The 18,705-nt window shown below is 66.5% G+C and carries 14 protein-coding genes and 1 tRNA gene; 7 read left to right on the top strand and 8 right to left on the bottom strand.

Features of this window, described 5'->3' with window-relative positions; all coding sequences use genetic code 11:
• Nucleotides 1-71 precede the first annotated feature (71 nt).
• Complete coding sequence (locus OH491_RS06970) at nt 72-1,097, top strand: pirin family protein (protein WP_084442428.1); 1,026 nt, start codon at nt 72-74, stop codon at nt 1,095-1,097.
• 73 nt (nt 1,098-1,170) lie between these two features.
• Here the strand turns inward: OH491_RS06970 and gcvP are convergent, their stop codons facing one another.
• Nucleotides 1,171-4,314, bottom strand: a complete 3,144-nt coding sequence (gcvP, locus tag OH491_RS06965) for an aminomethyl-transferring glycine dehydrogenase (protein ID WP_084442489.1) — start codon at nt 4,312-4,314, stop codon at nt 1,171-1,173.
• 139 nt (nt 4,315-4,453) lie between these two features.
• Between gcvP and nth the strand changes: the two genes are divergently transcribed.
• Nucleotides 4,454-5,221: an endonuclease III gene (gene nth / locus OH491_RS06960; RefSeq protein ID WP_084442490.1), complete on the top strand. Its 768-nt coding sequence runs from the start codon at nt 4,454-4,456 to the stop codon at nt 5,219-5,221.
• Between the two features lie 47 nt (nt 5,222-5,268).
• Nucleotides 5,269-5,345, top strand: a tRNA-Val gene (locus OH491_RS06955).
• Nucleotides 5,346-5,408: 63 nt separating this feature from the next.
• On the opposite strand, the gene OH491_RS06950 is transcribed toward OH491_RS06955, so the two are convergent.
• Nucleotides 5,409-5,771, bottom strand: a complete 363-nt coding sequence (locus OH491_RS06950; protein WP_068771728.1) for a tetratricopeptide repeat protein — start codon at nt 5,769-5,771, stop codon at nt 5,409-5,411.
• 155 nt (nt 5,772-5,926) lie between these two features.
• On the opposite strand from OH491_RS06950, the gene OH491_RS06945 reads away from it, so the two are divergent.
• From OH491_RS06945 to OH491_RS06930, 4 genes are all read left to right on the top strand, one after another.
• On the top strand, nt 5,927-6,337 hold the full coding sequence (locus OH491_RS06945; RefSeq protein ID WP_145928964.1) for a hypothetical protein: 411 nt from the start codon (nt 5,927-5,929) through the stop codon (nt 6,335-6,337).
• A gap of 8 nt (nt 6,338-6,345) precedes the next feature.
• Nucleotides 6,346-6,765, top strand: a complete 420-nt coding sequence (locus OH491_RS06940) for a hypothetical protein (RefSeq protein ID WP_068771730.1) — start codon at nt 6,346-6,348, stop codon at nt 6,763-6,765.
• 223 nt (nt 6,766-6,988) lie between these two features.
• Nucleotides 6,989-9,079: a BatA domain-containing protein gene (locus OH491_RS06935; protein ID WP_068771731.1), complete on the top strand. Its 2,091-nt coding sequence runs from the start codon at nt 6,989-6,991 to the stop codon at nt 9,077-9,079.
• Complete coding sequence (locus tag OH491_RS06930; protein WP_068771732.1) at nt 9,076-11,613, top strand: vWA domain-containing protein; 2,538 nt, start codon at nt 9,076-9,078, stop codon at nt 11,611-11,613. Before OH491_RS06935 ends, OH491_RS06930 begins: the two co-directional genes overlap by 4 nt.
• A gap of 39 nt (nt 11,614-11,652) precedes the next feature.
• On the opposite strand, the gene OH491_RS06925 is transcribed toward OH491_RS06930, so the two are convergent.
• The 6 genes from OH491_RS06925 to OH491_RS06900 all read right to left on the bottom strand — a co-directional run bounded on the left by OH491_RS06925 (nt 11,653) and on the right by OH491_RS06900 (nt 18,582).
• Nucleotides 11,653-12,039 carry a DUF721 domain-containing protein gene (locus OH491_RS06925; protein WP_068771733.1) on the bottom strand — a complete coding sequence of 129 codons (387 nt, stop codon included), beginning with the start codon at nt 12,037-12,039 and terminating at the stop codon, nt 11,653-11,655.
• On the bottom strand, nt 12,032-12,754 hold the full coding sequence (ung, locus tag OH491_RS06920; RefSeq protein WP_068771734.1) for a uracil-DNA glycosylase: 723 nt from the start codon (nt 12,752-12,754) through the stop codon (nt 12,032-12,034). Before ung ends, OH491_RS06925 begins: the two co-directional genes overlap by 8 nt.
• A gap of 16 nt (nt 12,755-12,770) precedes the next feature.
• A complete protein-coding gene (locus OH491_RS06915; protein WP_068771735.1) occupies nt 12,771-13,154 on the bottom strand; it encodes a DUF6941 family protein in 384 nt (127 codons plus the stop codon).
• 107 nt (nt 13,155-13,261) lie between these two features.
• Nucleotides 13,262-14,383 carry a uroporphyrinogen decarboxylase family protein gene (locus OH491_RS06910; protein ID WP_068771736.1) on the bottom strand — a complete coding sequence of 374 codons (1,122 nt, stop codon included), beginning with the start codon at nt 14,381-14,383 and terminating at the stop codon, nt 13,262-13,264.
• 25 nt (nt 14,384-14,408) lie between these two features.
• On the bottom strand, nt 14,409-15,644 hold the full coding sequence (locus OH491_RS06905) for a glycoside hydrolase family 130 protein (RefSeq protein WP_068771737.1): 1,236 nt from the start codon (nt 15,642-15,644) through the stop codon (nt 14,409-14,411).
• A gap of 136 nt (nt 15,645-15,780) precedes the next feature.
• On the bottom strand, nt 15,781-18,582 hold the full coding sequence (locus tag OH491_RS06900) for a TonB-dependent siderophore receptor (RefSeq protein ID WP_145928965.1): 2,802 nt from the start codon (nt 18,580-18,582) through the stop codon (nt 15,781-15,783).
• Between the last annotated feature and the right edge of the window lie 123 nt (nt 18,583-18,705).

The raw sequence follows: 18,705 nt of genomic DNA, 5'->3' as shown, positions 1-18,705 counted from the left end.
GTTTTACGCATAACCGCAAGCTTGCCGTCGCATTATCGCTCGGAGCGCGGCGGTGGTAGGGTTGCGTCACCATGAAATCATCCACAACGCAACCATCACCGGCGGACGAGGTCCGCATCGCCGAGGGGACGCACGGAGTCCTGACGGGAAGCGCAATCCCGTCCGACGAAAATTTCGCGGACATTTCGCTGCGCGGACCGGGCGCCCTTGGCGCGAAGCGGCTCGTGCGCGTGCATCGCGGATTCGACGCGCATTGGGTCGGCGACGGGTTTCCGGTGCGTTCCGTCTTTGACTACGAGGGGCTGGGGCAGGACGAGTTGAGTCCGTTTTTGCTGATGGATTATGCGGGGCCGGCCTTGTTTCCCGCCAACAACAAGCGGCGCGGGGTCGGCGAGCATCCGCATCGCGGGTTTGAGACGGTCACGCTCGGCTATCAGGGCAGCGTGGCGCATCGTGATTCAAGCGGCGGCGGAGGCGTCATCGGCCCCGGCGACGTGCAGTGGATGACGGCGGCGTCGGGCGTCATGCACGAGGAGATGCATGCGGAGGAATTCACGCGCAAGGGCGGTGTCTTTGAGGTGGTCCAGCTTTGGGTCAACCTGCCGGCCAAGGACAAGATGGGCCGCCCGCGCTATCAGGCGATCACCGCCGCCGACATTCCGACGGTGCCGCTGGCGGGCGGAGCGGGCACGCTGCGCGTCATCGCGGGCGAGGCCGGCGGCACGCGCGGCCCGGCGAAGACATTCACGCCCATCAATCTCTGGGACGGTCATCTGCGCGCGGGCGCCTCGGCCAGGCTGGAGATACCCGAGGGCCAGACGGCCGCGATCTTCGTGCGCAACGGACGCCTCGTGTTTGGCGGGGCGGAAAAGGAGCACGCTGGGCAGGCGGAGCTGGCGGTGTTTACGCGCGAGGGCGGCGTCATCACGCTGACCGCGCAGATTGACGCCGATTTTGTCGTGCTCGCAGGGGAGCCCATCGACGAACCGGTTTACGGGCATGGTCCGTTTGTGATGAACACCGAGGAGGAAATTCGCCAGGCCATCCTCGATGTGCGCAGCGGACGATTCGGCCGGCTGTCTCCGACAGGAACGTAAACTCCCCCGCAGAGGGCAAACGAGCGCGGCGCAGGCGCCATCTTGCCGGCGGCGGGGATGGCGCGCGCCTGCCTCAAGCCTGTTCGTAGTCGCTGACGGGGGGGCAGGTGCAGACCAGGTTGCGGTCGCCGTGGACGTTGTCCACGCGGGCGACGGCGGGCCAGAATTTATGGGCGCGCACCCATCCGGTCGGAAAGGCGGCGCGTTCGCGGCTGTAGGGATGCGCCCATTCGTCGGCGCAGACCGCGCTGGCGGTGTGCGGGGCGTTTTTGAGCAGGTTGTCGGTTTTATCCGCACGGCCGTCGGCGATTTCAGCGATTTCACCGGCGATGGAGATGAGCGCGTCGCAGAAACGGTCGAGTTCGACGCGGGTTTCGCTTTCGGTGGGTTCAATCATGAGCGTGCCGGGCACGGGGAAACTCATGGTGGGCGCGTGATAGTTGTAGTCTTGGAGGCGCTTTGCGATGTCGTCGACTTCGATGCCGTATTTTTTGAGCGGCCGGCAGTCGATGATGCACTCGTGGGCGACGCGGCCGGTTCCGCCTTTGTAGAGGACGGGATAGTAGGGGTCGAGGCGTGCGGCGATGTAGTTGGCGTTGAGGATGGCGAGGCGGGTGGCGTCGGTGAGGCCGGAGGCGCCCATCATGCGGACATACATCCAGGTGATGGGGAGGACGCCGGCGCTGCCATGCGGTGCGGCGGAAACGGCGCCGAATGCGGAATGCGGAATGCGGAATGCGGATTGCGGCACCGCCGCGCCGGAGGCGGAATCAGCGGCGACCGTGCCGACGGAAGCGGGTTTGTAACCTAATGGGTTACAAGATTCCTTATCTTTGGATAATGCATCTGGTTGTGTCCTGCTGGAATCGGCGGCGGCGGGAGGGTTGTCTTCATTCCGCATTCCGCATTCCACATTCCGCATTTGGACGTGTCCGGGGAGGAAGGGGACCAGGTGCGCGGCGACACCGATGGGGCCGACGCCGGGGCCGCCGCCGCCGTGCGGAATCGCGAAGGTTTTGTGGAGGTTGAGGTGGCAGACATCGGCGCCGATGTGTCCGGGCGAGGTGAGGCCGACCTGGGCGTTCATGTTGGCGCCGTCCATGTAAACCTGGCCGCCGTGGCGATGGATGATGGCGCAGATTTCGCGTATCGGTTCTTCGAATACGCCGTGGGTCGATGGGTAGGTGACCATGAGGGCGGCGAGTTCGGCGGCGTGTTTTTCGGCCTTGGCGCGAAGGTCGGCGAGGTCGATGTTGCCGCGGGCGTCGCAGGCGACGGGGACGACGGAGAGGCCGGCCATGGCGGCGGTGGCGGGATTGGTGCCGTGCGCGCTGGCGGGGATGAGGCAGACGCGGCGTTGCGGCTCGCCGCGCGAGTGATGATAGCGGCGGATGGCGAGGATGCCGGCGTATTCGCCGTTGGCCCCGGAGTTGGGCTGGAGGGAGACGGCGGCGAAGCCGGTGATTTCGGCGAGCCAGCGTTCGAGATCGGAGACGAGTTTCGCGTAGCCCCGGGTTTGCGCGGCGGGGGCAAAGGGATGGAGAGCGGCGAACCCGGGCCAGGTGATGGGGAGCATCTCGCTGGCGGCGTTGAGTTTCATGGTGCACGAGCCGAGCGATATCATCGAATGGCAGAGCGAGAGGTCGCGCGCCTCGAGCCGCTTGATGTAGCGGAGCATCTCGTGCTCGGTGTGGTGGGAGTTGAAGACGGGGTGGAGGAGGAACGGCGTGGCGCGGAGGTGGGGATTTTCGATTTTCGATTCTCGATTTGGCAGGCATGTCGCTTCGCTCGGAACGATTGAAGGCGCTGCCGCGCCGGATGCGAACCGGAGCGGCGGCTCCCCAATCGAAAATCGAGAATCGAAAATCGAAAATCCCCCCTTGCCGGTGAAAATTTCCACGAGGTCGGCGAGGTCTGACTCGGCGGTGGTTTCGTCGAGCGAGAGGGCGACGGTCCGGGCGTCGATGGCGCGGAGGTTGATTTTTTTGACGGCGGCGCGGGTGTGGATCGCCTCCGCATCCACATCTTGGATACAGAGGGTGTCGAAGACGGGGGCGTCGTTGGTTTTCAGGCCGGCGGCGCGGAGGGCGCCGGCGAGGCGGCGGGTGAGGGCGTGCACGCGGCCGGCGATGGCGCGAAGCCCCCCGGGGCCGTGGTAAACGGCATACATGGAGGCGAGGACGGCGAGGAGAACCTGCGCGGTGCAGATGTTGGAGGTGGCCTTGTCGCGGCGGATGTGCTGCTCGCGGGTGCCGAGCGCGAGGCGGAGCGCGGGATTGCCCTGGGCGTCCTTGGAGAGTCCGACGAGGCGTCCGGGCATCTGGCGTTTGCAGGCATCCCGGGTCGCCATGTAACCGGCATGGGGGCCGCCGAAGCCCATGGGAACGCCGAAACGCTGGGTGGTGCCGACAGCGATGTCGGCGCCGAATTCGCCGGGAGCGCGAAGGAGCGCGAGGGCGAGGAGGTCGGCGGCGGTGACGCAGAGTGCGCCGGCGTCGTGCGCGCGGGCGAAGAGGCCGGCATAGTCGTGGATGTTTCCGAAGGTGTCGGGGTATTGGACGAGGAGGCCGCACCACGTGGCGTCGGGCTCGGCGGTGGCAGGGTCGCCAAGCAGGATGCGGATGCCGAGCGGGGCGGCACGGGTGTGGAGCAGGTCGATGGTTTGCGGGTGGCAGCTCGTGGCGACGAAGAAGGTGTCCCGGGCGGAGCCGGCAGCCATGCGGCGGCAGAGGGCCATGGCCTCGGCGGCGGCGGTGGCCTCGTCGAGCAGGGAGGCATTGGCGATGTCGAGGGCGGTAAGATCGGTGACGAGGGTCTGAAAGTTGAGGAGCGCCTCAAGGCGGCCTTGGGAGATTTCAGACTGGTAGGGGGTGTAGGCGGTGTACCACGCGGGGTTTTCCAAAATGGCGCGGCGGATGACGGATGGGGTGTGCGTGCCGTGATAGCCCTGGCCGATGAATGAGCGATGGAGTTCGTTTTGGGCGGCGATGGCGCGGAGTTCGGCGAGCGCCTCGGGTTCCGTGGCGGGCGCGGGGAGGTCGAGAGGGCGGGGAAGGCGGATGTCGGCGGGAACGGTCGCGTCGATGAGCGCGTCGAGGGAAGGCTCGCCCAAGGCGCCGAGCATCGCGGTGATGTCGGACGGGCCGGCGGAATTGTGGCGCGGGGCGAAAACGTTGGGATTGGCGGCGGAAGGCGTCATGGTGTGCGTTTCGGGCATGATTGCGCGCAAGCGTAGGCGGCTGGGTTTGACCGGCGCAATGGGAAAGGGGCCAAAAGCCGCCGTGTCCGCCTTGAACGACGGCGGCGCGCATTTTTTGCGCTCGCGGCTCCGGGGCGGCGTGTTTGTGTCTGGCGTCATGTTCAAGACCAAGGCCGCGCGCGCGGCGTTTGTTGACCAGAGGCTTGCCGAGCTTTATCCGAATCCTCCGATTCCGCTCGACCACAGGGACGCCTACACGTTGCTGGTGGCGGTGGTGCTGTCGGCGCAATGCACGGACAAGCGCGTGAACGAAGTGACGCCGGAATTGTTTGCGCTGGCCGGCAACCCCGCCGCGATGGCCGCCGCGCCGGTGGCGAAAATCCAGGGCATCATCCGCCCGTGCGGCTTGTCGCCGCAGAAGGCGCGGGCGATTTCGGAGTTGTCGCGGCTGATCGTGGAGCGCCACGGCGGGCAGGTGCCGCGGACGTTTGAGGAGCTGGAGGCGTTGCCCGGCGTCGGGCACAAGACGGCGTCGGTCGTGATGTCGCAAGCCTGGGGTGAGCCGGCCTTTCCGGTGGATACGCACATCCACCGGCTGGCGGCGCGCTGGCGGCTGAGCGACGGGCGCAACGTGGTGCAGACGGAGCGGGACTTGAAGGCGGTGTTTCCGCGCGAGCACTGGAACGCGCTGCACCTGCGGATTATTTATTACGGCCGCGAGCATTGCACGGCGCGAGGCTGCGACGGGCACACCTGCGGGATATGCAGCGCGCTCAACGGCGGTGCGGCGGAAAAGCAACGCAGCCCCAAGCGTGTGACGCGGGTGCGGGACGGGCGGGCGGCGAAGCCGATGGAAGGCGTGACGGCTGGCGGGAGTGCATCATCGCCGGAAGCAGGCAAGGCTAGGCGGGGACGAAAAAACTGATTGATTTCCTCTCGCGAGCTGGCACGGTGGCGGACCTTGTTGGTTTTGGACGCTTAGCTCAGTTGGTTAGAGCACGTGCTTCACACGCACGGGGTCGTTGGTTCGAGTCCAATAGCGTCCACCATCCCCAAGTTGCTAGTTTCCAGCATGTTTCGAGGGACGGCGGTGCGGGGTGACAGGCATGGAGTCAGCCGATGCCTTTGGCTTGTGCATCCGGGTTTTTGAGCTGGTCTTTCCAGTCCAGAATGCGGGCCTGCGCCGCGAATTTTTCGGCGGCGGCCTTGTCGCCTTTTTCCATCCACACGCGGGAAAGCGTGGTGTTGATAAAAAGGTCGTCGGGGCGCAATGCATGGGCTTTCTCGGCGGCGGCCAGCGCGTCGTCGAAACGGCGCAGGTTGAAATGGATCTCCGCCAGCGCGTGCCATGCCTCGAACGAGCCGGGCGCGGCCCCGGCGGCGCGGCCGAGCTTGGCCAGCGCGGCCGCGTGATCGCCCATGGCATAGTCGAAGGTCGCCTCCTCGATGAGATTTTGAAGTTCGTCGCCGGTCATGGCGCAACTATGGCCGAGGATTCGATGCGGCGCAAGCAACGCCGCGATGCCGGTTGTGAAACTGCAAAACCCGCGCCCCCGCTTTATTGCAAGAACCAAACTTTGGTTTTGCGATGCCCGAAGTTTGTCCTAAAACGGCGCGCATGTCTGAGACAGTGAAACGCACACGAGAGGAGCTTCAGAAGCTCTACCTTGGAGTTCTGGCCGACGAGGGCTACGCGCCCGAATTGGACGCGGATGGCGACGTGCGCTTCAAACACGAGGGCAAGAGCTATTTTATTGAAGTGCGCGAGGATGACCCGTTTTTCTTCCGCGTCGTGCTGCCGAATTTTTGGGAGATCGAGTCGGAGGAGGAGCATGTCCGCGCCATCCGCGCGGCCAACGCCGTCACCGGCGACATCCCGGTCGCAAAGGTGTTCGGGCTGCGGGGCGACACGTGGTGCGCGGTGGAAATGTTTCTGCCGGCCCAAGAGTCGTTTGAGCCGGTCTTCAACCGCTGCCTCCTCGTCATCCAGCAGGCCGTCAACCATTTCACCGTGCTGATGCGCGAAAGTTTCCCAAGATAACGCGCATCATGAGCGAACCAATCCCCGAACAACCGCCGGCGCGCCGGCACTTTCTCGATTATCTTGTCCGCGAGGGCTTTCGCCCGCGGCTGATGGCCGACGGCGACATCGTGTTCCATTTCGAGGGGCGCGAGTATTTTTTGCAGTGGGACGAAGGCGACCCGCAACTGGTGCGCATCGCGCTGGTGAATTTCCGCCCCGTCGAAAACGAGGACGATTTCCAGAAGGTCGCCGTGGCCGCGCAGGAAGTGACGCGCCGGATCAAGGTCGTGAAAATGTATGCGACGGGCGATGACACCTGGTGCGTGGTCGAATTGTTTTTGCCGGAACCGGAGCGCCTGACCGATGTGTTCGGGCGCTCGCTTTCGGCGATCAGATCGTCGCTCGCGACCTTCGAAATGGCACTGGCGGGGAAATTGACGGATTGAATCCCATGAATCCCGCGCAAGGTCCGCTTGGCCGGTGGGAGGACGTGCCCCGTGGCACTCCTGTTGCCTTGGGCGGACGCGGATGGCGCTTGGCTATAGTAATTTCTCTCAACCTTGTCCCAAATGGCAGGGCGAGGCGTCCCCGCCGAGCCGCAAGCCGCCAACGGCTCGGCGGGACGCCTCGCCCTACCTGCGCGAGCGTGCTTTTTAACGACAATTCACGATGAGCCCGCTGCTGCCGACATTTTCGAACCTCGCCGGTCTTTGGGCCTTGCTCGGCGTGCCGGCGGTGCTGGCGGTGCATTTCTTGCAGCAACGCTCGCGGCGCGTCGTGACGAGCACGCTGTTCCTGCTCGACGCGCTCGCGCCGGAGAGCAAGGGCGGGCGGCGCTGGGAGCGGCTGCGCGCCTCGCGCGCGTTGTGGCTGCAACTGCTCGCCGTCGTGCTGGCCGCCTGGGTGCTGGCCGGGCCGCGCTGGCTGCGCGACGAGTCGTCGCAAACCGTCGTCGCCGTGCTCGACAGTTCGGCGTCGATGGAGGCATTCCGCGAGGAGGCGGTGCGCGCGGTGGCGGAAAAGTTTTCCGAGAGCGCGGGCGCCGCCGCGCGCACGGAGTGGATCGTGCTGTCAAGCGACCCGCGCCAGCCGCCGCTTTATCGCGGGGCGGACCGGCGGGCGGCGTTGCGCGCGGCGGAGGCGTGGCGTCCGCGCATGGGCGCGCATGATTGCGGGCCGGCCATCCGGCTCGCCCGCTCGCTGGCGGGCGGCGCGGGCGCGACGTGGTTCGTCACGGATTCGCGCGCGAAGACGCCGCCCGACCAGCCGGCCGTCGGCGTGGGCCGCGCGCTGGCCAACGCGGGTTTCGCGGGCGCGGTGGTTTCAGGCGTGGAAGATGCGGCGGCGGACGGGGAAACACCCGCGCGGCGCGGCCATGCGTGGCGCGCGCTGGTGCGCAATTTTTCCGGCGGTCCCATCCGCCGCGAATGGTGGATCGAGGCCGGCGCGGGGCGCACGCCGGCGCAAACGGTGGAGATCGGCGCGGGCGGGCTGGCGGAGCTGGCGGGGCGTTTTCCGGGCGGCGCCGACGCGCTCACGCTGGTGCTCGCGCCGGACGACTTCGCGCTCGACGACCGGCTGCCCTTGGTGCGTCCGGCGCCGAAACGGCTGACCATCGCGGTGGAAGTCGCCGATCGCGAGACGCGCGGGTTTTTCCAAAAAATCGTCGCGGGCGTGGCCGGCACGGAGCGCGCTCCGCGCGGCTCGGGCGGATTGCGCATCGCGGACTGGGGCGTGTTTCAACCGCAGCCGCCGGGTGATGTGTCGGGGATTTTTTTGATGCGCGAGGCGGCGGAAACGATCGCGCAACGCGAGGCCCGCGAAGCCGCGGGCGAGGTGAGGCAAGCGCGGCGGGAAGCCATCGTGGCGGAACGGCATCCGCTGGTGGCGGACCTGAACTGGCAGGGATTTCTCGGCACGGGAGCGGGCGGATTGAAACGCGAGCCGGGCGACGAGGTGCTGCTGTGGCAGGGCGGCGAGGCGCTTGCGTGGCTGCGCCGGGGCGCGGAGGGGCGGGAGGACGCGCGCGGCGGGCAATTGTTTTTGAATTTCGACTGGACCCGCAGCAACGCGGCGCGCCTGCCCGCGATGGTGCTGCTGGCGCGGCGTTTCACGAAGCGCGTGCAGGAACACCAGCGCGGCGGTTACGCGGAAAATTTCGACACCGGCGCGCCGGTGCGCGTGGATGCGCGCCCGGTCGGCGCGGCAGGACGGGGGAGCGCGGCGGGCGTGGCGGGCGGCGAAACATTGACGGTGGAGTTCAGCCCGGCGGCGGACGGTGGCAAAGGCGGCTGGACGCGCGAGGTGCCGGCGAGCGGGGAGACGGTGTTGCGCGCGCCGGAGGAGGCGGGCTTTTTCACCGTGTCGCGCGGCGGCGAGGTGCTGGTGCGCGGCGCGGCGCAGTTCGCCGACGCGCGCCAGGGCGATTTCAGCGCGGCGGAAACTTTTTCCGAAAACGCCGGCGCCCTCGCCGCCGCCGCGCGCGAGGCCGCGTGGGAACGCAATTCGCGGCCCGATCCGCTGGCGCCGTTGTGGCTGCTGTTGATGGGCGCGGCGTTGTTGTGGAGCTGGAGGGAGAAATTTTCGATTTTCGATTCTCGATTTTTGATTGAAGGCGCTGCCACGCCGACCGGTGCCGCCGGCGCTGTTACGCAATCCGGTGTCGCTGGCGACGGGGCAGATTTTTTCCAACGGAAAATCTCTCACCGGCACGGGAGCACCCAGTCGAAAATCGAAAATCGAGAATCCAAAATCCCATGACTTTCTCCGCGCCAGAATGGTTTTTTCTGCTGCCCGCGCTGGCGGTGCTGGGATGGCGCGCGCGTTCGCTCCGGCTGCGCGAGCCGGTGCGCGCGCTAGCGTTGCTTGTGCTCGTCCTTGCGCTGGCCGACCCGCGCGCACGCATGGGCGGCGGAGGCCTGGATTTGTGGGTGTTGATGGACCGCTCCGACTCCGTCGCGGCCGAGGCGCAGGGACAGGCGGGGGAGGTGGAGGCGATTTTGCGGCGCTCGCAGAAACGCGACGACCGGGTGTTCATGATCGACTACGCGGTGGACGCGACGCGGCGCGAACGCGGCGACCCGGTGTTTCGCGGCACCAACGAGACGCGCACCGGCGCGGCGCTGGGATTCGCGCTCGCGCAGATGGAGCCGGGGCGCGCGGCGCGGCTGCTGGTATTGACCGACGGTTACGCGACCGAGCCGCTGGGCGGCGCCGCCGAGCAGGTGCTGCGCGCGGGCGTGCCGCTCGACTACCGGCTGGGCGGCGGGCCGCGCGGCGCGGACTATCGCGTGGGCGGGCTTTCGATGGCGAACCGCGTGCTGCCGGGCGAGGCGTTTTTGGTGGAGTTTTCCGTGACGGGAAACACCGACGGCACCGTGCCGTGGGAAGTGTGGCGCGACGGGAAACTCTCCGCGCAAGGCGAGGCGGAGGTGCGAGGCGGCTCGGCGCGCGTGCGGCTGGGCGACCGGCTGGGCGGCAGCGGCGCGGTGCGCTACGAGGCGCGCGTGCGCCCGGCGGAGGACGCGCATCCGGAGAACAATCACGCGACGGCGTGGGTGGAGGTCGCAGGCGGGCCGCGCGTGCTGCTGGTGACAAATTATCCCGACGATCCGCTGGCGGCTTTGCTCGGCGCACAGGGGTTGCGCGTGGAGCGCGTGACGGACCCCGCCGCGCTCACGGCGGCGTCGCTCGCCGGCGCGCGGCTGGTGGTGCTGAACAACGTGCCCGCGCACCGCGTGCCGGCGGAGTTTTTGGGCGCGCTGGACTTCTTCGTGCGCGAGCAGGGCGGCGGCCTGCTGATGGCGGGCGGGCGCAACAGCTTCGGCTCGGGCGGCTGGTTCGCGTCGGCCATCGACCCGCTGCTGCCGGTCTCGATGGAGTTGAAAAACGACCACCGGCGTCTCGCGACTGCGATGGCCATCATCCTCGACCGTTCGGGCAGCATGGCGATGAGCGCGGGCGCGGGCTGGCAGACCAAGATGGACCTCGCCAACACCGGCGCGGCGCGCGCCATCGAGCTGCTCGGCGACCTCGACGCGGTGGCGGTGTTCGCGGTGGACTCGTCGGCGCACGAGATCGTGGCGCTCGCGCAGGTCGGCCCGAACCGCGCGCGCATGACCGACGCGGTGCGCCGCATCCGCAGCGAGGGCGGCGGCATTTTCGTCGGAGCCGGGCTGCGCGCGGGCTGGGAGCAGTTGCGGAAGGCGCAGACGGGGCAGATGCACTTGATTTTGTTTGCCGACGCGGCCGACGCGGAGCAGCCGGAGGATTACAGGGAAATCATCGCGGAGATGCGCGCGGCGGGCGCGACGGTGAGCGTGATCGGGCTCGGCTCGCCGGGGGACACGGATGCGGATTTGCTGCGCGAAATCGCGGCGCTCGGGGGCGGGCGGATTTTTTTCAACGAAAACGCGGGCGACCTGCCGGCGATTTTCGCGCAGGAGACGGTGTCGGTCGCGCGCTCGGCTTTCGTGCGCGAGGAGACGGGCGCCGCCGCGACGCCCGGCTGGGCGGAGATCGCCGCGCGCACGCCGCGCTGGCTGTCATTGGTTGACGGATACAACCTGGGCTACCTGCGCCCGGGCGCGACGGCGTCGCTGGTGACGACCGACGAGTATCAGGCGCCGCTGGTGGCGTCGTGGTCCCGCGGCGCGGGCCGCGTGGCGGCGGTGTCGTTCCCGCTCGGCGGCGCGGATTCGGCGCGCGTGCGCGGGTGGGAGGACTACGGGGATTTCGTGCAAACCCTCGCGCGCTGGCTCGCGGGCGAGAACACGCCGCCGGGCCTGGCGCTGCGCACGGAGACGCGCGGGCGGCTGCTCACGCTGGATTTGTTTTACGACGAAAGCTGGGCCGCGCGCGTGGCGCAGTCCGGCCCGGTCGTCTCGCTGGCCGAAAGCGACGGGGGACGCGGCGAGGAACAGGTGCGCGCCTTGGTGTGGGAGAAAATCGAGCCGGGGCATTTTCACGCCGAGACGCTGCTCGTGCCCGACCGGCGCGCGCGCGGCGCGGCGCGGCTGGGCGCGGCGGCGCTGCCGTTCGGCCCGGTGACGGCGGGCGGCTCGGCGGAGTGGAGTTTCGAGCGGGAACGCATGCAGGAGCTGCGCCAGCTCTCCGCGCGCAGCGGCGGCATGGAGCGGCTCGATCTCGCCTCGGTGTGGGATGCGCCGCGCCCCGTGAACGAACGCGGCCTGCGAGTCTGGCTGCTCGCGGCCTGGCTGGCGTTGTTACTGGCCGACGCGCTGCTGACACGGCTGGGCGTGCGGCTGGCGCGGGAAGCAAGGCCCAGGGGTTGAGGCCGGCTGGAAACGGAGGGGGAACGGGGACCGCCGCGCTCAGCCGGCCCGCAGGAGCAGCGCGCGCACGTGGTCGCAGCCGGGGAGTTTCCGGATCTTTTCGACGATGAGCTTGCGGTGGAGAAAAAGCTCGTTGCGCACCACGGAGTGCGACGCGAGCACGGTGAGCTTCCCGCGTACATCGATCATCGCGGCGTGCGAGTAATGCGCGTTGGCCGGGCCGACGATTTCGCTCCAGTGGCTGCGGATGGACTGCTCGGGCGAGTCGCGCCCGATCTGGTGCTTCACCAGCAGCGCCTCCACCAGCTCCGCGAGCGGCCTGGTCGCGCGCCTCTTCATGCGCTGCGGCTGCTCGCCCGGGATCTGGCGAAAATCCCCGATGATCTCCTCCGCGAGGCGGCTGAACTGGCGCGGCTCGTCAGGCATCGGAATCGGCAAAAAGCTCCCCCTTGCGAAAAACCGGGGCGGGCGGCAGCCGCCAGTCCACCGGCTCGCGGCCGGCCTCGACAAGCAGGCGGTTCACCGCGGAAAAACACCGGCAGCTGAAAAACAGCCGCGCCGACAGCGGCGAGGGATGCGCGCACTCGACCACGCGGTGCAGCGGGTTGGTCACCAGCGCGCGCTTGGCCTGCGCCTGCCGCCCCCAGAGCACAAACACCACCGGCCGCGGCCCCGCGTTGACGATCTCCAGCACGCGGTCGGTGAAGTTTTCCCAGCCACGATCCTTGTGGGAGTTGGCCTCGCCCGCGCGCACGGTCAGCACGGTATTCAACATCAGGATACCGTTGCGCGCCCAGGATTCCAGGCAGCCGTGCCCCGCCGGCGGCAGGCCGAGGTCGGCCTGGAGTTCCTGGTAGATGTTGCGCAGCGAGCGCGGAAGCGGCCGCACGTCCATCGGCACCGAGAAGCACAGCCCATGCGCGTGGCCCGGCGTCGGATACGGGTCCTGCCCGAGCAGCACGACCTTCACCGCGTCCGGCGGGGTGAGCCGCAGCGCGTTGAAGACGTCCTTGCGCCCGGGCAGAATCTCGCGCCCGGCCGCCTCCTCCGCGTCGAGAAACGCATCGAGTTCGCGCCACCATGCCTGGCCCGTCACATCGCGGAGCCGCTCGCGCCAGCCTGCGGGAAGTTTGGGAAGCATGGCGGTTTGTCCGGTGTCAGTTGGTCACCGTGATGCTGGTGGCCAGGAGGGGTTCGTCGTCGACCTCGACCACGATGGAATGGTCCCCGGGCCCGTTGAAGGCGAGGTTGCGGATTTCGTTGATGAGGTTGATGCGCTGGAGCGGGCTTTGCGATTCGAAGGGGCGCTCGATGAGGGGCGTCATTTGCATCGGGTCCACGCCGATGGAGATGCGCACCTTGTGCTGGCCGGCCGGCACATCGCTCAAGGTGAGGAACCAGATCATGAAAGGGTGGGCGACGGGAAACTTGGCCGCCCGGATATTGGAGAAAACGCCGAGGATGGTGTGTTTGCCCGAACCGGGATCGATATGGACGCCGTCGCAGGTGAGCCAGGCGAGGACTTGAGGCTTGGATTGCATAAAGCCGGCATCGTGGCGCGCACCGGGGATTTGGAAAGGACGAAAACAGGGCGCAGACGGCGGTGGACTCTCTTCCGCTCAGGCAGGCATGACGCGGAAGGACGGCATCAATAGGTGCATTCGCGAGCAGCGGCGGCGAAGGCTTTCAGATTATCGACCGGCGTTTCGAAAAAGTGATCAGACGCGGCGCAGATGTAGCCGCCGTCCTTGCCGAAGCCTTCGAAGAGGCGGCGCGTTTCGGCGCGAATTTGCGCGGGCGTGCCGGTCGTGAGAATGTTGAATTGATCCAAGCCGCCGATCATCGCCCGCCTGCCGCCGAAGACCGCGCGCACTTTCCCGGGCTCCGTAATATTGCCGCCGACCCCGGGCGGGGCGAGCGTTTCGGATGCGTCGGCGCCGTTTTGCAGGAGCAGGTCGAGGATGAACATCATGCCGCCGCAGGTATGATAGGTGCTGCGCTGGCCGATGGCGCGAAGGGCGTCGTGCATCCGTCTGTCATAGGGGAGGCAGAACTCGGCGTGAAGCCTTGGCGAGATGAGCGTGTCGCTGGATGCGCCGCCGCCGGTTTCGATGAGGTCGAATTTCGCACCGGTGAGCGACTCGTCGATGAAGCGGAGTTTTTTGTCGAGCAGAAGCGCAAGGAGCGCGTGCACCCAGTCCGGGTTTTCCATGGCTTCGACAATCAGCTCCTCGGCTGGATACAGGCAGCACGCATGCTGCCAACAGCCGGCCTGGTCGCCCCAGACAAATCCGCGCAGGATGCCGGCGTCGCCGATGGCGTCATACTCCGCGCTGATTTTGTCGCGATTGAGTTTTGGCACCGGCATGTATTTGCGCAGGAGTTCGATGTCGTCGTGTTTTTTTATGATATATTCGTTGACCCAGGTGGTCTTGCGGTCGCCGCCGGTGGCATAGGTGAGCACGCCGCCCGGCGTGGTGACGGTGTGGTGGAGGATGCGGTCGTCGGGCTCGTTTTTTATAATTTCAATTTCCTCGCGCCAGCCGGGCGCCTGCACGGCGTTTTGCCCGGCGTCGGTCGTCCACGACAAGCCCATGTCGGCGTAGTATTGGATTTGCGCGTCGAGGCCGGTGTGTTTGAACGCCTCAAGCGGCGTGATGCCGCCCATGTATGCATCGAGATGAAACGGCTGCCATTGGTGCACGGTGGCGGGCAGGCGGTCGGGTTTTTCGAGGTTGAGGGCGCGGAGGAGTCGTTCCTTGGAGGTCATGGGTGGCGCGGGTTTCGAAGATCATTCAGCGTTTTGCCAGCGCGCGGTTTGCGCGGATCAATGCCAGCCGTTGATCGAGCGAGCCGCGCGTGGTGAGCGCGTCCTCCGGCGTGCGGAGGCACCAGTCAACAAGCCTGGCGACGGTCGAGCGCGCGACATAGCAGCGGCTGTCGGAGCCGCCGTAGTATATGAGCACCGTGCCGGCCTTGTCCGGCAGTTGGAGCCAGCCGTTTGAAAAGGCGACGTTTGACACATCGCCGAAACCCTCGCCGCCGTGCGGCGCGAGGAAAAACCCGCCCGGGCGCGCGATGACGCGCGAAGGGGCGTCGAGCGCGGTCATGAACATATACAGCACGTAGCGCAGCCCCGACGCGCAGGCGCGCACGCCGTGCGCGAGGTGCAGCCAGCCCGAGGAGGTTTTCATGGGCGCGGGCCCCTGGCCGTTTTTGGTTTCCTTGATCGTATGATAGGCGCGTGTGTCGATGATCGCCTCGGGGCCGGTCACGCCCGTCGCGATGTCCTTGCACAATGTCCACCCGATGCCGCCGCCGGAGCCGACATCTATAAAGCCGTCCATCGGCCTTGTATAAAACGCATATTGCCCGCCGATGAACTCGGGGTGCAGCACGACGTTGCGCTGCTGCGAGGCGGGCGTGCGGAGGTTGGGCAGGCGCTCCCATTTGCGGAAATCCCGCGTGCGCACGATGCCGGCCTGCGCGACGGCGGAGGACAGGTCGCCGGGGGCCGCGGCGGGGTTGCGCGACTCCGAGCAAAACGCGCCGTAGATCCAGCCGTCCTCGTGAAACGTCACGCGCATGTCATAGACGTTGGTCTCGGGCTTGAGTTCCGGCAGGTCGAGCGGCTCGTCCCAGAAGCGCCAGCGGTCGATGCCGTTTGGACTCTCGGCGATGGCAAAAAAACTCTTGCGGTCGTTGCCCTCGACACGGACGACCAGGTGCGCCTTTCCCTTCCAGAAAAACGCGCCGGGATTGAACGCGCAGTTCACGGCGAGCCGCTCCATCAGGAACGGGTTTGCCGTCGGGTCGAGGTCGTAGCGCCACTCCAGCGGGATGTGGGCGCCGGTGATCACCGGGTGCTCGAAGCGCTCGAACACGCCATTGTCCCAGTCGCGGTCAACGCGGTTCCTCCGTCCGAGGAAACGCGCGTGCGCGGCGCGCAGTTTTTTGAGCCGCGCGCGCCATGCCGGGGACGCGACGGCAACCTGGTCTTGCTTGTTGGTAGTGACCGTTTTGATTTTCATGAGAAACTAATTTGCCGGCGCGCGAACCCGTTCGGCCTCGTGCCAGCCATCGGAGGGAAGCGCCAGCGCGCCGTTTTGCGTCACAAGCTTTTCCGGTGCCGTGCTGCCGCGTCCGTCCGCCTGGACGAAAGCCGTCTTAGAAGCTCACCGTCATGCCGAGGCGGAGCATGCGCGGGTTGTTGTAATAGTATCCGAAGGGATACGCCGTGTTGGCGGTCTCGGGGGTGTTCCACGGGGTGCGTCCGCCCGTAAGCTGCACGTTGTTGAACACGGGCTTGTCGTAATTGAAGAGATTGTCGATGTTCACTTGTATATAAACCGAGGTGCGGCCGAGTTTGAAGGCGTAGGCGGTCATCAGCGTATAGACGGCGTAGGCGTCGGCTTTTATATAATTCTTGCCATCGCCAAGGACGTTGCCGATGACGCGCCTGCCGTAGAGGTTGCCGCCGCCGCCGATGCGAAAGCCCTTCAGGATGCCCTTGGAAAAGGTGTAGACTCCATAGAAGTTGGCGCGGTAGTCGAAGGTGCCGTTGAGCGTGCGCCCGTTCACGGAGTCGGAGACGGTGTTTATCCATGAGCTGAGCTGCTGCTCAACGCGCCAGGCGTCGTTCGGGTGGGCCTGCATCCAGGCGCGCCACTCGGGCTCGTGCTCGGCGAGGTAGGCGCGCGAGCCGGGCATGGAGTTGGACTGTTTGGTGCGCGGGATGCTGAAGTTGGCGGTGAGGCGGAGGTTTTTCGTCGGGTTGGCGACAAGGTCCAGCTCGAGGCCGCTGCCCTCCTGGTCGAAGGTGTCGCTGTAGGCCGTGTATCCTTGGAACGGATACCTTTCAAGCTCGCCCATGTTTTCCCAGATGGAGCGGATGTTGAGGGAGTCGTAGCGCTGGACGCGGTTTTGCTCCTTGGAGGCGTAATAGCCGAGGGAGCCGACGACGGCGCCTTTGAAGAGGTTGAAGCGGATGCCGAGGGTGAGCACCTTGCTGGTGGTCACGTAGTCGCCCTTGAAGCCGGGGAAGAAGGGGTAAGTGATGGTGTTGGGCTGGAAGCCGCCCGAGTAATTGACGAGGGCGCCGAGAGCCTTGACGGGGAAGTAGGTGGCGCCGATGGAGGCGGTGTTGGCGCTGCGCGAGAAACTGGTGATCCGGTCGCCGGCAATGACGCCGTTGACGATGTTGTGGTTGTTTTCGCTGTAGTGGTAAACGTCGCGGCGGGCGCCGGCGATGACGGTAAACCTGTCGTCGAAGTAGCTGCCGACGGTGCCGACTTGGATGGACTGAAGCTTGGTGGACTGGTCGCGGTGGGCGCTGGGCGACCAGCCATAGGGGTTGCCCTCGGCGTCGGTGGAGGGAAGCACGAGGGGCAGGTTTGGGTTGTCCCAATACTGGCGGAAGCTGACGAGATTGGAGGTGGAGTAGGGGTTGCCGTTGTTGAGGCGGGCGTAGGCGTGGGCGCGCCAGCGGTAGCTTTGGAGGTCGTTCTGGAGCATGACCGCGAAGGTTTGCCTGCCCCAGCCGAACTTGATGGGGTAGAGGGCGTTGAGCCTGACCTGCGCATCGTTTTGGTAATTGTCCACGTTGCCGCCTTCGATCGTGGTGTCGCTGAAGTATTTCATGAAGCCGGGGTTGTTGGCTCCGTCGGGCAGATAGCGGTTGATGTCGAGTTTCATGTTGCCCCAAAGGCTCTGGCCCGCGTTCGGGGTGGTGCGGCTGATTTCGTTGAACGAGGCGGAGAGCTCCAGCGCCAGGCCGTTGTCCCATGTCTGGCTCCAGAAGGCCTGAAGGGAGGAGTAGTGGTTCACGTATTTGTTGTTGGTGGGCTGCGGGCTGAAGCCCTTGGAGGGCAGCGTGGGCATGTTCATCAGCACGGGCATTCTGTTGGAATAATAATTGGAGCGATCCACGACGGACATGCCGGTGCCGTAGGTCGTGGCGAAATATGAGAAATCCAGCACCTTGCCGCCGAGAACCGGGCTGTAAATCATGTGCGCCTGGGCGGGCTGGATGAGCGAGGTGCCGCTGTCGGGCACGAGGGTGCTGTAGTCATCCGCCTGGCGTCCCTCGTAAATGGTGCGCCCGTCCCATGCGGACACGGCGTCCATGAGCACGAAAGGTCCGGGCTGGCCGGTCATCTCGCGGACGCCGGTTTCGCCCTCGATGCGGATTTCCGCGCCTTTCCACGGGCGCACGGTCGCGCTCAGGTCAACAGCGGTGAGGTCGTCGAAATAGGTGCTCACCCAGTTGCGGAGACGCTGGTCGGTGGCATTGACGCGGAGGGCAAGGTATTTGGAGCGTCCGTAGTTGGCGTCGATCGACACGCCTTGGGTGCCCTCGGCATCGCCCTTTATGCCCAGGCGGACGTCGTTTTTGCCGAAGATGGGGCGCTTGGTGACGATGTTGACGGCACCGCCCGACCAGGACTGGCCGTAGAGGATGCTGGCCGGACCGCGTATCTGCTCAATGCGCTCGACGACAAAATCGTTCACGCTGAAATTGTATCCGGCGAAATAATTGCGCGCGTTGCCGCCGGAGGGCAGGCCGCGAAAGGTGAACGTCTGCCCGGAGTCGATGGCGCTGCCGCTGACGCCGGGCGGGTCGGCGACGGTGGCGTTGGGCATCCATTTATAGGCGTCGGTGAGCGTGTTGGCGGCGATGTCGTTGAGGAATTCGCGGGTCTGCACCGTGATGTCGCCGGGCGTGGTGAGCAGGTTGGTCGCCATGCGCCCGCCGGTGAGCGTGTCGGCGGCGAGGTAGCCGCGATCCTTCTCGGCGTTCACGGAAAACGGACTCAGGACGACGATCTCCTCCTCCTGATCGTCCGTTTGTGCGTCGCCGGGCGCGGAGACTGCCTGGGCAGAACAGACGGGGCGGACACAGATGAACGCGGCCAGCGCCAGCGCAAACGGCGCCAAGCGGGGAGCAATGCAAAGGGATGATGAAGGCATGGGCGGAGGTTTTGTGGTTGAGGTTGCGGGAATCTCGGTGGGGATGGCTACGGGCCGCTTTCGGCGCGCGTTTTCATCCGCGATGCGGGCGGCGGGGGCAAGCCGCACCGCGCTGAAGCGTTA

The sequence above is a fragment of the Termitidicoccus mucosus genome (assembly GCF_038725785.1).
In the GTDB taxonomy this organism is placed as follows: Bacteria; Verrucomicrobiota; Verrucomicrobiia; order Opitutales; family Opitutaceae; genus Termitidicoccus; species Termitidicoccus mucosus.
This window is presented reverse-complemented; position numbering and strand designations above follow the sequence as displayed.